Here is a 13,185-nt window from a genome sequence, read left to right as displayed (position 1 = left end):
GCGATCGAGTTGGAATAATCCTACTTGCGAAGCCAATAAATGATTAGCCGCTCAAAATGCGATAGATTGTCCTACCCATAGAACGACCGGAACTTCACACCATGCAAGACCTCAACGATCTCTACTACTTCGCCAAGGTCGTGGAAGCCGGTGGTTTCGCCGCCGCCGGGCGCCTGCTGGGGATTCCCAAGTCCCGGCTGTCGCGGCGGATCGCCGAACTGGAAGAGCGCCTGGGCGCCCGCCTGCTGCAGCGCACCACCCGACAGTTGAAGCTGACCGCGGTGGGCGAACGTTACCTGCGCCATTGTCAGGCCATGCTGCTGGAGGCGGAGATGGCCGACGAGGCCGTGGCCAGCATGTCCAGCGAACCTCGTGGACGGCTGCGGGTGTCGTGCCCGATCGGCCTGGCCCAGGTGTTCATGCCCCGGGTGATTGCCAGCTTCCTGGCGGCGCACCCGCTGGTGCAACTGGAGGTGGTGATGGTCAACCGTCGGGTCGATCTGGTCACCGAAGGCATCGACGTCGCTCTGCGGGTTCGTGAACATGGCGACGAGGACCCGTCGCTGGTCACGCGGCGACTGCGCCAGGCCCAGACCTTCATGCTCGCCACCCCGGCCTTTCTGCAGCAGCACCCGATCGACAGCGTCGACGACCTGCTGAACGCCCCCGCCCTCGGCGCCCTGGAGGCCGACCGCCAGGTCCATCTCAGCCTGCTGGACGAACGCGGGCAGAAGCGCGAGCTGGCGCTCGAAGCCCGGCTGGGCGTGGACGACTTCATTGTCCGCAAGGCCTGCGCCCTCGCCGGCCTGGGCTTCACCGTGCTGCCCATGCTCTACTGCGAGGAAGAACTGGCCAATGGTACCTTCGTGCGCATCCTGCCCGAATGGTCACTGCCGGGCGGCTGGCTGCAGGCGGTCTACCCGCACCGTCGCGGGCTGCTGCCGGCCGTACGGGCGTGGATCGACCACCTGGCCGAAGCCTTCAGGGAATGTGGAGACAGAGCACTATGAAAGGAGCCAGCATGAACCAGGAGGCCGTCGCGCGCTTCTGCCTCGACCTGCCCGGCGCACGGGAAGACTACAAATGGGGCGGCGTCAGGGTGTTCTCGATCGCCGAGACCAAGATGTTCGCGCTGCTCAACCTGAGTGGCGACACACTGTCGCTCAAGGTTGGCAAGGAACTGTTCCTCGGTTATGTCGACCGCCCCGGAATCCGTCCCGCACCCTATCTGGCGCGGGCTTTCTGGATCAGCATGAACGCGCCCTACCCGCTGGGCGCCGAGGAACTGCAGGAGCTGCTGCGCCGTTCCCACCAACTGGTGGTCGCCAAGCTGCCCAAGCGCAGTCAGGTCGGCCTGCTGCTGTAGCGCTACCCTACAGAAAGGACAGATGCGCCAGGGTGGCGTCGAGAAACAGCCGATCGATCCAGAAAACCTGGTGCAGCAACACGATCAGCCAGAACACCACCTGGAACGACAGCTTGCGGGTTTTGTGCCGGAACGCCTGCTGGGCGATCAGTGCCCCCGGCCAGCCGCCCAGCAGCTCGACGCCATGCAGGACCTTCTCCGGTATGCGCCAGGCGTCATTGCGCGCCTTGCGCTTGTCGTTCCAGTACAGAACGAACGCCAACAGGCTGGCGCTGCCGTAGAGCCACAGCGGCCAACTCGTCCCGCTGCCCAGCCACAGGCGCAGCGCGCCGAAACCGGGCAAGACGCAGAGCAGCAGCCCCAGCAGCACCTTGAGCTTGAGCTGGCGGACCCGGCCCGTGGGCGCTGGCCGGCCATTGCCGGGAGTGTTCGGCTTGCTCATCCCTTGGTCGACCAGTCGACCCAACCGAACTGCCAGGTGGCCAGGATCACCAGGCCGAAGACGATCCGATACCAGGCAAACGCCGCGTAGCTGTGGCTGGCGATGAACTTCAGCAGGCCGCGCACGGCGATCATGGCGAACACGAAGGAAGTGACGAAGCCCACCGCGAACACCGGCAGGTCGGCCATCTGGAACTGATGGCGGAAACCATAACCGGAGTACACCGCGGCGGCGACCATGGTCGGCATGGCCAGGAAGAACGAGAACTCGGTGGCGGTCTTGCGCGACAGGCCGAACAGCAGGCCGCCGATGATGGTCGCACCGGAGCGGGAGGTTCCCGGAATCATCGCCAGGCACTGGGCGAAGCCGACTTTCAGGGCGTCCTGCCAGCGGATCTCATCCACCGTTTCGGCATGCACCGTGTGCTCGCGCCGCTCGGCCCAGAGGATGACCACACCACCCACCACCAGCGCCGAGGCCACGGTGATCGGGTTGAACAGGTAAGTGGCGATCACTTCCTTGAACAACACCCCGAGAATCACCGCCGGCATGAACGCCACCAGCAGGTTGAGGGTGAAACGCTGGGCACTGCGCTCCCTGGGCAGGTCCAGGACCACGGTGAAGACCTTCTGGCGAAACTCCCAGACCACCGCGAGGATCGCGGCCAACTGAATGATGATGTTGAAGGCGATTGCCCGTTCACCGCCAAAACCCAGCAGATCGGCCACGATGATCTGGTGGCCGGTGCTGGAAATCGGCAGGAATTCCGTCAGGCCCTCGACAATCCCCAGTATCAACGCCTGTGCGGCGGTCCAAAAATCCATCATTCCCCCTCAAGGCCCGCTCCCGCAGGCCCTACAAAAATCGAAAAGCGTGATTCGCCATCTCGGCGATCCACTGGCAAGCCTGCTGCGCAGTTCGTCGGCAAACCGTGAAAAATGCCTGAAAAATCAAACAGCAACTCAGGTTTGTCGAGATTGGGCCGAAATCCTATCAGACATGCCTGTTTATCGCTGCCTCGATAGTAGCCATAAGCATAGTGGGCACTGTGGGCTAAACCTGCTGGTATAAGCTGCATGACAGCAGGACAACAAGAAAAAAAGGAACGGTGGTCTTATGAATAGCTTGCGCAGTGTGTCGATCAGCCGACGCTTGTGGCTCATCCTGGTCCTGGCGGTAGCCATGCTGCTGACCCAGGGCCTGCTGATGCTCAAGCAGACCCATGACAACCTTTACCAGGCCAAGGCCCTGAAAACCCAGCACGTGGTCCAGACCGCCAGCGGCATCCTCGCCTACTACCAGGGGCTGGAAACCGCCGGCACCCTCAGCCGCGATGCCGCGCAGAAACAGGCGCTGAGCGTCATACGCGGGCTGCGTTACGACCAGAACGACTATTTCTGGATCAACGACCTGCGCCCGGTCATGGTCATGCACCCGGCCAACCCCAAGCTCGAGGGCCAGGACCTGTCCGGCATCAAGGACCCCGATGGCTATGCGCTGTTCAACGAGATGGTGATTCTGGCCAAGGCCAAGGGCCGCGGCATGATCGATTACCGCTGGCCGAAGCCGGGCGCCAGCGCTCCGGTGCAGAAAACCTCCTATGTGCAGTTGTTCGAGCCCTGGGGCTGGATCATCGGCTCAGGCGTGTACATCGACGATGTGCAGGCCGAGTTCTACGAGCAGGTGCGCAATGCCTCGCTGGTCGGCCTGGCGATTGCCGTGCTGGTGAGCGTGCTGGTCCTGCTGATCGGCCGCAGCATCGTCCATCCGCTGCGGGAAACGGTCCAGGCCATGGCCAACATCGCCAGCGGCGAAAGCGACCTGACCCGCACCCTCGATACCCACGGCCAGGACGAAGTGACCGAACTGGCCCGCCACTTCAACGCCTTCACCAGCAAGCTGCGTGGCGTGGTCAGCCAGTTGCAGGTTTCGGCCAGTGAACTCGGCCAATCCTCCAGCGACCTGGGTAACAGCGCCATCGAATCCCAGACCCGCAGTCAGCAGCAATCGCAGCAGATGGAAATGGTGGCCACGGCGATCAACGAGGTGACCTATGGCGTGCAGGATGTCGCCAAGAACGCCGAACAGGCCGCCAGCGAGGTGCGCGATGCCGAAGGCCAGGCCCGCCAGGGCCAGTTGAACATCGACAACAGCCTGCAGCAGATCGACCAGTTGTCCGCCACCATCGCCCAGGCGGTCGAGGTGATCCGCACCCTGGCGGCGGAAAGCACGCAGATCGGCAGTGTCCTGGAAGTGATCCGCGCCATCGCCGAGCAGACCAACCTGCTCGCCCTCAACGCCGCCATCGAGGCCGCACGGGCCGGTGAACAGGGCCGCGGCTTCGCCGTGGTGGCCGACGAGGTGCGCTTGCTGGCCCAGCGTACGCAGAAATCCACGGCGGAGATCCAGGCGATGATCGAACGTCTGCAGAATCACTCCGAAGCGGCGGTGAAAGTCATCGGCGACAGCAGCCGTGTCTCGCAGCAGACCATCGAACTGGCCGGGCTGGCCGGCGAAAGCCTGAATGCCATCAGCCAGGCGTTGCGCAACCTCAATGGCCTCAATGCCTCGATTGCCAGCGCCACCCTGCAACAGGCCCACGTGGTCGAGGAGATCAACCAGAACGTCACCGAGGCGGCGGGCCTATCCCACACCACTGCCCTGGCGGCCGAACAGTCGAGCACCGACAGCGACCGGCTCAAGGTGCTGAGCGAACAGCTCAACGGGTTGCTGCGCCAGTTCCGTATCTGACCGCAGAGCCTGTTCGCGGATCAGTCCGGCCCCGACAATTTTGCGGCGCACACAAGACCAGTGCTCACCGCGATGCCTTGTGGGGCCGGCGTCCAGGCTTATCCGCGAACAGGTCGCGGGAGAGAAGCGCAATCGCGCTGCGGCCCTCCCTTCTCCCTGCCACTCTGGGTACAATCCGCCCCTTTCCCTTCGATCCAGAGGTCTCCCATGTCCGGGCTTGAACTGTTCGCCGCCGCCCTCGGCGTGATCGCCGTCTGGCTGACGGTCAAACAGAATCCCTGGTGCTGGCCGATCGGCCTGGTCATGGTGCTGCTCTACAGCTGGATATTCTTCGATGTGAAGCTCTACTCGGACATGCTGCTGCAGGTGGTCTACGCCGTGCTGCAGCTCTATGGCTGGTGGCAATGGACCCGCGGCGGCATCGTGCACCAGGGCCGCGAGGTGTCCAGCCTTGGCCCGCAAGCCCTGCTGGGCGGCCTTGCCGTCGGTGCCTTGGGCAGCCTGCTGCTGGGCGCTGCCATGGCCACCTGGACCGACGCCGCACAACCCTGGCTCGATGCCGCACTGACCGCCTTCAGCCTGGTCGCACAGCTGTGGATGGCGCAGAAACGCATCCAGTGCTGGCCACTGTGGATCGCCGTCGATGTGATCTTCGTCGGCCTGTTCATCTACAAGGACCTGTACCTGACCGCCGCCCTCTATGGCCTGTTCACCCTGCTGGCCGTGCAGGGCTGGCGCGAATGGCGTACCGACCCGGCGTTGCAGGCATGAAGGTGGTGGTGCTGGCGGGCCCCGAATCCAGCGGCAAGAGCTGGCTCTGCGAGGCCCTGCAGGCACGCTTCGGCGGCCTGCTGGTGGGTGAATACGTGCGTCATTTCATCGAGCGGGAACAGCGCGACACCTGCCTGGCCGACATCCCCGCCATCGCCCGCGGCCAGTTGGCCTGGGAGGACGAGGCGCGGGCACGGCAGCCTTCGCTGCTGATTCTCGATACCCACCTGCTGAGCAACATCCTCTGGAGCCAGACCCTGTTAGGCGACTGCCCCGCCTGGCTCGAACCGGCCCTGCTCGCCCGGTATTACGACCTGCACCTGCTGCTCAGCCCCGACGGCGTCGAATGGACCGATGACGGTCAGCGCTGCCAGCCCGACCTGGAGGAACGCCGGGCGTTCTTCGAGGCCAGCCGGCAATGGCTGACCCGGCACCGGCAGACGGTCGAGGTGCTCGGCGGTGATTGGCAGCAAAGGCACCGCCAGGCCATGGGTGCGGTCGAGAAGCTGCTGGGACGCTGACTCCGGCCAACGCCGCAAAAGGCCCGGCCCCGCAGCCGCAGTGTCCACTCATGAAACACCCTGCACCGCCGCAAACGACCAGATTCAACAGCTTGGGGCCCTTGCACGGCCATGTGTCAAGCCACTGATACAGCTGTCTGAAAGCCCCATTCCACGGGGCTTTGCCACCTCTCCAGCGCTCTCCCGGCACGGACCTGTTTCAAAGCTGAAACAGGCAAACAACGTCACCTGCCCGACAGCCCTGGCAACCCATTGATACAGAAGAAAAAACGAAAAGCGGCACAGCTTCTGCTCTTTCCTTCCCAACGCTGAACAGGGCCAGCGCACTGAAGAAGGAACACTGCCGTGGGGATGACAAGAACAGCTTTAACCCGCACCTTGCTGATCGGTTGCGCCATTGGCTCGCTGTTCAGCCTGACCGCCGAGGCCGGTGGCAACAACGGCGTGATCGTCCTCGAGCGCACCGTCCAACCGCAAATGTACGGCCGCCCGCCCCTGCAGCCTGATCCGAATCCGACTACGGTCAATGCCAACCCCTCTGCCCGTGTCATCTCGCTGACCAACGGCATGGAACTGAGCGACGGTGATATCGCCGGCATCAGCACCGGCGCAACCGTTAACCGTGTGATCACGGTCCATACCGAGCACATGCCCGGCCTGAGCAACCCCAACGGCCTGCCGGGCCTGTCCTCCGGACACGGTGGCGGCAGCGGTGCCAGCATCGCCAATACGGTCAATCGCGGGCTGTCGGCCGGCATGGGTGCCCTCAACGCCATCGGCAAGGGGCAATGAAATGAAGCGCACCCTGCTTTTTCTCGCCCTGTTCAGCAGTTTCACCGCCTACGCCGACAGTGGCGTGACCGCCAATGACAATGCCGTGATCAACAACTCCGGCCAGCAGTACAAGGGCAGCCTCATGGTCAACCAGGCCGCCGGCGACCAGCAGCAACAGATCAACAGTCGTGCGATCGCCATCGGCACCGACGCCAGCGCATCGACCGCCCTGACCCAGAAGCTCAGAACCCCGGCCAGCACGGCGATCAACGCCAAGGCGGCCATCCAGGGCAACGCCTTCAGCAATGGCACCGGCATGGTGGGCGTCAACCAGTCCGCCGGCGCCAACAACCAGATGATCAACGCCGTGCGCATCAGCATCAGTGCTGCGCCGCAGAGCGTCGATGACAGCGCCCTGTCGCAACAGAACGTGGCGCTGTCACCCAACTCCGGTTCATCCGGCACCCCAGGCAGTCGCCAGGTCGTTACCAGCGACCAGGCCTTCACCGGCAGCCGGGGCGTGATTCAGGTGAACCAGAGCGCGGGGGTGGGGAACCGCATGGCCAACACCCTCAGTATCCGGGTCGCCGACTGACCCGAGCAGTGCAATTAGAAAGTACCAACACTTAACCAACTAATAAGCACGGAGATACATCATGAAACCTACAATGGCTCTCAAACCACTGGTGTTCGCACTGGCCGCAGTCATGGCAATGGCCGCCCAGGCAGGCGGCAACAACCACGGCCATGGTCACCATGGCCCCAAAGGTCCTGACCTCGGCACCCTGCTGCAGATCACCGCCGGCGCCGGCGCCGCCGTGATCGACACCCAGTACAGCCACAACAACGCCGTGATCAACCAGGGCACCAGGAACAACGCCAGTGCCAATGACTCGCTGAACGGCTCGAGCGGCAACATGGGCGCCAACGTTGCAGCCGGCGACGGCAACCAACAGGACAACGCCGCCGCACTGGCCACCGCCGACGAAAGTTTCATCTTCGGTACCGCCGTCTCGGCCAGCAGCGCCACCCAGACCAACACCAACAACGTCGTGCTCAACCAATCGACCCAGAACAATGCGTCGATGAACAACTCCGGCAACAATGGCTCCGGCAACATGGGCGTCAACATCACCGCCGGCAACTTCAACCAACAGAAAAACAACCTGGCCATCGCCGTCTCCGGTGGCCGCGTAGCCACCGCCGCCGCCGCCGCCAACCAGACCGAAAGCGGCCTGCTGGTGACCAACAGTGGCGTGCAAGCCTATGAGAAAGAAACCCTCAAGGGCACCATCGATCTCAAGGGCAGCTACAAGGGCACCGGCTCCGGCACGATCAAGGGTGACGACGATCATCATGGCCATGGCTACAAGGGTGGTCATGACAACGATGACCAGAAGTTCACCTTCAAGGAACAAGGCTCTGTTGAACTGGCCGGCTACTGGACCCAGCAAGTGCTCACTCCCAACGGCTGGAAAAACGTTGTCACCAACAACGCCAGCATGAACAACTCGGCCAACCACATGTCCGGCAACGCTGGCATCAACGTTTCGGCCGGGGTGGGCAACCAGCAAAGCAACTCGCTGTCCATCGCCGCCGGTTGCAAAGCCTGCATGTAGTCGCGACAGCAGAGAGCCCCGGAAACGGGGCTCTTTTTTCCGCACCTGAAGGCGTATCGACCATGCGTATTCTCGTCCTTGCCTTGCTGATCGGCCTTTGCGACCTGACCCAGGCCGCCACCATGGCGGTCCCCGGCCTGCCCGGCGCCAGCGTCTTCTACAAGAACGTACAGAGCATCCGCGAACGGCGTTTCGCCAACCTGGTCCAGCAGAAAACCGATTTCAGTTGCGGCGCCGCCGCCCTGGCCACGGTGCTGCGCCAGGCCTACTGGCTGGATGTCGACGAGGAGCAGGTGATCAAGGGCATGCTGACCACTTCCGATGCGGAACTGGTCAAGACCCACGGTTTCTCCATGCTGGACATGAAGCGCTACGTCGAGAGCATCGGCATGCGCGCCCGCGGCTATCGCATACCCGCCGACAAGCTGACCAGTGTCAGCATTCCGGTGGTGGTGCTGATGGATATCCGCGGCTACAAGCATTTCGTGGTGATGCAGCGCGCGGACAAGGACTGGGTGTACATCGGCGACCCGGTGCTTGGCCACAAGCGCTACGCTGCCGCGGATTTCGCAAAGGGCTGGAATGGCATCGTGTTTGCCATCGTCGGCCCCGGCTATGACAAGACCAACGCTCTGCTGGCCCCGCCGGCCCCGCTCACGGCGAAAGACAAGCTGGATACCTTCAATCCGGTCAAAGACGCCGAGCTGATGGATTTCGGCTTTATCCAGAGCGATTTTTTCTGAAGTGCAGTAACGAGTAAGGGAGCAGGAAGCCCCGGGAGCAACAGATGAAAACTCCACACTGGCTGGTCGTGAGTTGCCTGGCATTCGCCTGCCTGCCCGCACAGGCGACATCACCCTTCAAACCCATCGAAATCAAGGATCAGGAACTGTCCGAGCTGCGTGGCCGTTATGTCATGCCGGGACGCATCATCAGCTTCGGCGTCGTGATGCAAAGCAGTTGGAAAAACGCCAGTGGCGACATCATCGGCGCAACCACCAGCCTGCAGATCCAGCAATCGACGGTCAAACCGCAGTTCTACGTTTCCACCTACAGCACCCAGGGCAACGGCTCCCCTACCGCCCCGGGCTCCGGCACGGTGGTTGGCGGCAACGGTTTCACCACCTCGGCCGGCGTGACCCAGGTGGTCCGTGCCGCCGGCGATGGCAACAGCGCCTACAACAATGTCGCCATCAACGTCAGCGAAGCCAACCAGGCCCCCGTCAGCGGCCAGCAGGTCGGACAGATTCTCAACAGCGGCGGTAGCATCAGCGGCTCTGGCGCGGCCGGCAATATCACGGTTTCCGCGGTCTCCGGCGGCATTCAGATGGCGATCGCGGCCAGCAACAACCAGGGCCATTCGCTGCAGCAGATCGCCCAGGGTGGCGTCCTGCAGTCCACCGCCCTGCTCGGTGGCCAGAACCTGGTCCACAACATGACTCAACTCAATGTGGTATTGCAGAACAACCTGCAGACAGTGGGAGCCTTGGACTGCAACCTGACCCAACTCAAAGGCCTACGCAACATGGGATTCTGAACTACGCTCACTTTCGACCATTGGAAGTCAGTAAGGGATGGCTAATTTCATGTACCGATCGTTTTCTCTGCGGGCGGCAATTTGTGTGGGGACACTTTTCCCGGCAGCGATGTTGCAAGCGGCACCTGACGCCGAGGTGGAGGCCCTGAAACAGGAACTTCTGGAGCTCAAACAGCGTTACGTTCAACAGCAACAGGCGCTTTCGGTGCTGGAACAGCGGGTTCGACAGGTCGAGGACCAGCCGGCGGCGCCGCCGCCCAAACGCCTGGTCAAATCGCCGGCCGACCTGAGAAAGGGCCAGGCGGTGGCGGGGGCCAGCGCCAATGCCCCAGGTGCCGCGGCAGGGACCTCCGGGGCCTCCTATGGCCAGTCGCTCAAGGATGATTCGGCACCGGCCCAGAGTGTTTCCGACCTGTACAACGAAGCCAGCGGCTTCTTCGGCAATGGCAAGTTCAGTGTCGAAACGGGCATCACCTATTCGCGTTATGACACCCGGCAGCTGACGCTGAACGGTTTCCTCGCACTGGATTCGATTTTCCTCGGCACCATCAACCTCGATCGGATCAAGGCCGATACCTGGACGCTGGATCTGACGGCTCGCTACAACTATGAAAACCGTTGGCAGTTCGACATTAACGCTCCGGTCATCTATCGCGAGTCCACCTATCAATCCGGCGGTGGCAACGGTGGCAGCGCCGCCTCGACCGTGGAAGACACCGTGACACGCGACCCGACACTCGGTGACGTGAACTTCGGGGTGGCCTACAAATTCCTCGATGAAACGGAAAGCCTGCCGGATGCGGTGGTCAGCGTCAGGCTCAAGGCGCCGACCGGCAAAGACCCTTTCGGCATAAAATTTGTCCAGTCGCCAAAGAGCAGCAGCCTGTTCGTGCCTGAGGACCTGCCCACCGGCAATGGCGTCTGGGCGCTCACCACCGGCCTCTCGCTGGTCAAGACATTCGACCCGGCGGTACTGTTCGGCACGTTCGCCTACACCCACAACTTCGAGGACTCCTTCAGCGACATCAGCGCCCAGCAGGGCGTCACGCAGCCAGGCAAGGTCAGTATCGGCGACAGCTACCAGTTCGGTGCGGGCGTTGCCTTCGCCTTGAACGAAAAGATGAGTATGTCGTTCTCGGTGTCCGACCTGGTGCAACGCAAAAGCAAACTCAAGCCCGATGGGCAGAGCTGGCAAAGTGTAGTGGGCAGCGACGCCAACGCCGGCTATTTCAACGTCGGCATGACCATCGCCGCCACGCCGAACCTGACCATCGTTCCACAATTGTCCCTGGGCATGACCCCCGACGCCCCGGACTTCAGCTTCAGCCTGAAATTCCCCTACTACTTCTGATCCAGCCTGATGGCGCCCTCTGCCCCGGCCATCGCCGTGGCAGAGGCGCCTGTGAACGGCGCCATACCTGCCTGGGCAGCCTCCAGTGCCTAGCGAATCTGATGCTTGTGCAGCAGCCGGTAGAACGTCGGCCGGGAAATCCCCAGCACCTTCGCGGCGATACTCATGTTGTCGCCATGCCGATTGAGCACATCGCACAACGCCTGGCGCTCGGCCTGATAGAGGTAATCCTCCAGGGTACCCATGGCCAGCTGGGCACTGGATTCGCTGGCCAGGCCCAGGTCACCGGCCTCGATCTGCCGCCCCTCGGCCAGCACCAGGCCACGCCGGACCCGGTTGGCCAGCTCGCGCACATTGCCCGGCCAGCCATGGTTGCCCATGGCGACCAGCGCCTCCTCGCTGAAACTGCGCGGTCGCCGCCCGGTTTCCTGGCTGTAGAAATGGGAGAAATGGTTGGCCAGCATCCGCACGTCACCGTGGCGTTCACGCAGCGGCGCCGTCACCACCTGCAGTACATTCAGGCGGTAATAGAGATCCTCGCGAAAGCGCCCGGCAGCGATCGCGGCTTCCAGATCGACGTGGGTCGCAGCCAGGACCCGCACATCGACCGGGATCGGTTGGCTGCCGCCCACCCGCTCGATGTGTTTTTCCTGGAGAAAGCGCAACAGGTTGGCCTGCAGCTCCAGCGGCAGGTCGCCGACTTCGTCGAGAAACAGCGTCCCGCCATTGGCTGCCTCGATGCGCCCGACCTTGCGCTGGTGCGCTCCGGTAAAGGCGCCCTTCTCGTGGCCGAACAGTTCGGACTGGATCAGGTGCTCGGGAATCGCCCCGCAGTTGATCGCCACGAAGGGCTTGGCGTGGCGCTGTGACTGACGGTGCAGGGTGCGGGCGACCAGTTCCTTGCCGGTCCCGCTTTCACCCCGGATCAACACCGGCGACTCGGTCGGCGCCAGTTTTCCGAGGAGCTTGCGCAACTCGCGGATCGACCGGCTGTCGCCGAGCAACTCGTGCTCCGGCGGTTCGACAGGGGCCGGCCCCTGCCCGCGCAGGCGCGCCATGCCGAAGGCGCGACCCAATGTCACCTGTACGCGGGAAACGTCGAAGGGCAAAGTATGAAAATCGAAGAACCACTCGCAGACGAAGTCACCCACGTTCTGCAGACGCAGGACTTCCTGGCTGAGCACCGCGATCCATTCGGTGCCGCTGCGACTGATCAGGTCCTTGACCGCATCGGGGCGCTCCAGATGAAACGGTTGCAGGCGCAACAGGCCGATATCGCAGGGCCGATCGACCGCCGCCTCGAGCTCGCAACTGTCGACATCCCAGCCAATGCTGCGCAGGCCGGGAAGCAACTGGTGGCAGTCGTTGCAGGGATCGACCACCAGGAGACGCCTTAGCGGTGTGGCTTCTTGCATGACAGCTCCCTGGCGCCTGAATTATAAAATTTTATTAGAAACAGTAATTTGGCAAACCTGGCTGTAACACTAGCAAGAAATTGACGCTAACTTGTACCGATTGAGCATAAGGGCGAAAGCCGATCGAACGCGCCAAACATAACGGTGAAACCATTTCGGTATTCGAGAGTCTTGTTGGAGGCACTGAAAAAAAGTTGAAAAAAACTGTATTTCCCGTGTGACCTGATGCCCCTCAGCGGACATCAGTACAAGTAACCAGCCGCGACGGTGCGCCCAGCCGACGGCTGACACACTGTTTGGGCATACTTGAGAGAAGACCCCATGAACGCCCCGCTCCGTTTCAACGAAGCACTCCTGATGGCCGGCAACGCATTCAAACCCTTCCAATGCGTGGCCTGGACAGCACAAGACAAAGGCGACCTGAGCCTGACCGTAATCGATCGCACCAACAACAGCATCGACCGCCGGCAGATCTCTTGCAGTGACTATTCGAACCTGGCGCAGTTGAAATCCGTTCTGGAACAGGCCCGTGCCGAATTGAGCAAGAAGGGCTACGACTTGCAGCCCTGGACTTTCTCGGCCTGATTCTCGATCTTTAAAGCGATAAGCTTCGCGGGCAAACCCTGCCCCTACAGTAA

15 protein-coding genes are annotated in these 13,185 nt (G+C 62.5%); 12 read left to right on the top strand and 3 right to left on the bottom strand.

The features are described 5' to 3' along the window. Nucleotides 1–101 precede the first annotated feature (101 nt). Together ACMGT0_RS15170 and ACMGT0_RS15165 are read left to right on the top strand one after the other, a co-directional pair. On the top strand, nucleotides 102–1,010 hold the full coding sequence (locus tag ACMGT0_RS15170) for a LysR substrate-binding domain-containing protein (protein ID WP_054060121.1): 909 nt from the start codon (nucleotides 102–104) through the stop codon (nucleotides 1,008–1,010). An 11-nt stretch (nucleotides 1,011–1,021) separates the two neighbouring features. Further along, nucleotides 1,022–1,366, top strand: a complete 345-nt coding sequence (locus tag ACMGT0_RS15165; RefSeq protein ID WP_054060122.1) for an MmcQ/YjbR family DNA-binding protein — start codon at nucleotides 1,022–1,024, stop codon at nucleotides 1,364–1,366. Between the two features lie 7 nt (nucleotides 1,367–1,373). Here ACMGT0_RS15165 and ACMGT0_RS15160 read toward each other — a convergent pair whose 3' ends face one another. Beyond that, nucleotides 1,374–1,808 (bottom strand): DUF1294 domain-containing protein, encoded by a 435-nt coding sequence (locus ACMGT0_RS15160; protein ID WP_054060123.1) that lies wholly within the window; start codon nucleotides 1,806–1,808, stop codon nucleotides 1,374–1,376. Then, nucleotides 1,805–2,632, bottom strand: a complete 828-nt coding sequence (locus ACMGT0_RS15155) for an undecaprenyl-diphosphate phosphatase (protein ID WP_416773270.1) — start codon at nucleotides 2,630–2,632, stop codon at nucleotides 1,805–1,807. Before ACMGT0_RS15155 ends, ACMGT0_RS15160 begins: the two co-directional genes overlap by 4 nt. A gap of 292 nt (nucleotides 2,633–2,924) precedes the next feature. Between ACMGT0_RS15155 and ACMGT0_RS15150 the strand changes: the two genes are divergently transcribed. From ACMGT0_RS15150 to ACMGT0_RS15110, 9 genes are all read left to right on the top strand, one after another. Then, nucleotides 2,925–4,559 (top strand): methyl-accepting chemotaxis protein, encoded by a 1,635-nt coding sequence (locus tag ACMGT0_RS15150; RefSeq protein WP_054060124.1) that lies wholly within the window; start codon nucleotides 2,925–2,927, stop codon nucleotides 4,557–4,559. A 207-nt stretch (nucleotides 4,560–4,766) separates the two neighbouring features. Further along, a complete protein-coding gene (gene pnuC, locus ACMGT0_RS15145) occupies nucleotides 4,767–5,330 on the top strand; it encodes a nicotinamide riboside transporter PnuC (protein ID WP_054060125.1) in 564 nt (187 codons plus the stop codon). Further along, nucleotides 5,327–5,851: an AAA family ATPase gene (locus ACMGT0_RS15140; RefSeq protein ID WP_416773486.1), complete on the top strand. Its 525-nt coding sequence runs from the start codon at nucleotides 5,327–5,329 to the stop codon at nucleotides 5,849–5,851. The genes pnuC and ACMGT0_RS15140 overlap by 4 nt, the downstream gene beginning before the upstream one ends. 345 nt (nucleotides 5,852–6,196) lie before the next feature. Then, complete coding sequence (locus ACMGT0_RS15135) at nucleotides 6,197–6,643, top strand: hypothetical protein (RefSeq protein WP_416773268.1); 447 nt, start codon at nucleotides 6,197–6,199, stop codon at nucleotides 6,641–6,643. A 1-nt stretch (nucleotide 6,644) separates the two neighbouring features. After that, nucleotides 6,645–7,220, top strand: coding sequence for an adhesin (locus tag ACMGT0_RS15130; RefSeq protein WP_273820687.1), 576 nt, complete (start codon nucleotides 6,645–6,647; stop codon nucleotides 7,218–7,220). Between the two features lie 61 nt (nucleotides 7,221–7,281). Then, nucleotides 7,282–8,244 carry a hypothetical protein gene (locus ACMGT0_RS15125; protein ID WP_054060129.1) on the top strand — a complete coding sequence of 321 codons (963 nt, stop codon included), beginning with the start codon at nucleotides 7,282–7,284 and terminating at the stop codon, nucleotides 8,242–8,244. A 62-nt stretch (nucleotides 8,245–8,306) separates the two neighbouring features. Further along, nucleotides 8,307–8,987 carry a C39 family peptidase gene (locus tag ACMGT0_RS15120; protein WP_054060130.1) on the top strand — a complete coding sequence of 227 codons (681 nt, stop codon included), beginning with the start codon at nucleotides 8,307–8,309 and terminating at the stop codon, nucleotides 8,985–8,987. A 44-nt stretch (nucleotides 8,988–9,031) separates the two neighbouring features. Continuing rightward, nucleotides 9,032–9,781, top strand: a complete 750-nt coding sequence (locus ACMGT0_RS15115) for a hypothetical protein (protein WP_416773265.1) — start codon at nucleotides 9,032–9,034, stop codon at nucleotides 9,779–9,781. Between the two features lie 49 nt (nucleotides 9,782–9,830). After that, entirely contained in the window at nucleotides 9,831–11,132 is a 1,302-nt protein-coding gene (locus ACMGT0_RS15110; RefSeq protein WP_273820685.1) for a hypothetical protein, read from the top strand. 89 nt (nucleotides 11,133–11,221) lie between these two features. Here ACMGT0_RS15110 and ACMGT0_RS15105 read toward each other — a convergent pair whose 3' ends face one another. Continuing rightward, entirely contained in the window at nucleotides 11,222–12,547 is a 1,326-nt protein-coding gene (locus ACMGT0_RS15105) for a sigma-54 dependent transcriptional regulator (RefSeq protein ID WP_054062296.1), read from the bottom strand. 321 nt (nucleotides 12,548–12,868) lie between these two features. On the opposite strand from ACMGT0_RS15105, the gene ACMGT0_RS15100 reads away from it, so the two are divergent. Next, a complete protein-coding gene (locus tag ACMGT0_RS15100) occupies nucleotides 12,869–13,132 on the top strand; it encodes a hypothetical protein (RefSeq protein WP_017906965.1) in 264 nt (87 codons plus the stop codon). Nucleotides 13,133–13,185: the final 53 nt, after the last annotated feature.

Origin of the sequence: Pseudomonas sp. RHF3.3-3 (genome assembly GCF_048069595.1) — a bacterium.
In the GTDB taxonomy this organism is placed as follows: Bacteria; Pseudomonadota; Gammaproteobacteria; order Pseudomonadales; family Pseudomonadaceae; genus Aquipseudomonas; species Aquipseudomonas fuscovaginae_B.
Note: the sequence above shows the minus strand (reverse complement) of the source record. Positions and strands in the feature narration are given on the sequence as shown.

What these genes read in the sequence shown, in the direction of transcription:
- ACMGT0_RS15120 (WP_054060130.1), top strand. Translation starts at nt 8,307, where the DNA reads ATGCGTATTCTCGTCCTTGCCTTGCTGATCGGCCTTTGCGACCTGACC.
- ACMGT0_RS15155 (WP_416773270.1), bottom strand. Translation starts at nt 2,632, where the DNA reads ATGGATTTTTGGACCGCCGCACAGGCGTTGATACTGGGGATTGTCGAG.
- ACMGT0_RS15160 (WP_054060123.1), bottom strand. Translation starts at nt 1,808, where the DNA reads ATGAGCAAGCCGAACACTCCCGGCAATGGCCGGCCAGCGCCCACGGGC.
- ACMGT0_RS15110 (WP_273820685.1), top strand. Translation starts at nt 9,831, where the DNA reads ATGTACCGATCGTTTTCTCTGCGGGCGGCAATTTGTGTGGGGACACTT.
- ACMGT0_RS15100 (WP_017906965.1), top strand. Translation starts at nt 12,869, where the DNA reads ATGAACGCCCCGCTCCGTTTCAACGAAGCACTCCTGATGGCCGGCAAC.
- ACMGT0_RS15115 (WP_416773265.1), top strand. Translation starts at nt 9,032, where the DNA reads ATGAAAACTCCACACTGGCTGGTCGTGAGTTGCCTGGCATTCGCCTGC.
- ACMGT0_RS15140 (WP_416773486.1), top strand. Translation starts at nt 5,327, where the DNA reads ATGAAGGTGGTGGTGCTGGCGGGCCCCGAATCCAGCGGCAAGAGCTGG.
- ACMGT0_RS15105 (WP_054062296.1), bottom strand. Translation starts at nt 12,547, where the DNA reads ATGCAAGAAGCCACACCGCTAAGGCGTCTCCTGGTGGTCGATCCCTGC.
- ACMGT0_RS15165 (WP_054060122.1), top strand. Translation starts at nt 1,022, where the DNA reads ATGAACCAGGAGGCCGTCGCGCGCTTCTGCCTCGACCTGCCCGGCGCA.
- pnuC (WP_054060125.1), top strand. Translation starts at nt 4,767, where the DNA reads ATGTCCGGGCTTGAACTGTTCGCCGCCGCCCTCGGCGTGATCGCCGTC.
- ACMGT0_RS15150 (WP_054060124.1), top strand. Translation starts at nt 2,925, where the DNA reads ATGAATAGCTTGCGCAGTGTGTCGATCAGCCGACGCTTGTGGCTCATC.
- ACMGT0_RS15125 (WP_054060129.1), top strand. Translation starts at nt 7,282, where the DNA reads ATGAAACCTACAATGGCTCTCAAACCACTGGTGTTCGCACTGGCCGCA.
- ACMGT0_RS15130 (WP_273820687.1), top strand. Translation starts at nt 6,645, where the DNA reads ATGAAGCGCACCCTGCTTTTTCTCGCCCTGTTCAGCAGTTTCACCGCC.
- ACMGT0_RS15170 (WP_054060121.1), top strand. Translation starts at nt 102, where the DNA reads ATGCAAGACCTCAACGATCTCTACTACTTCGCCAAGGTCGTGGAAGCC.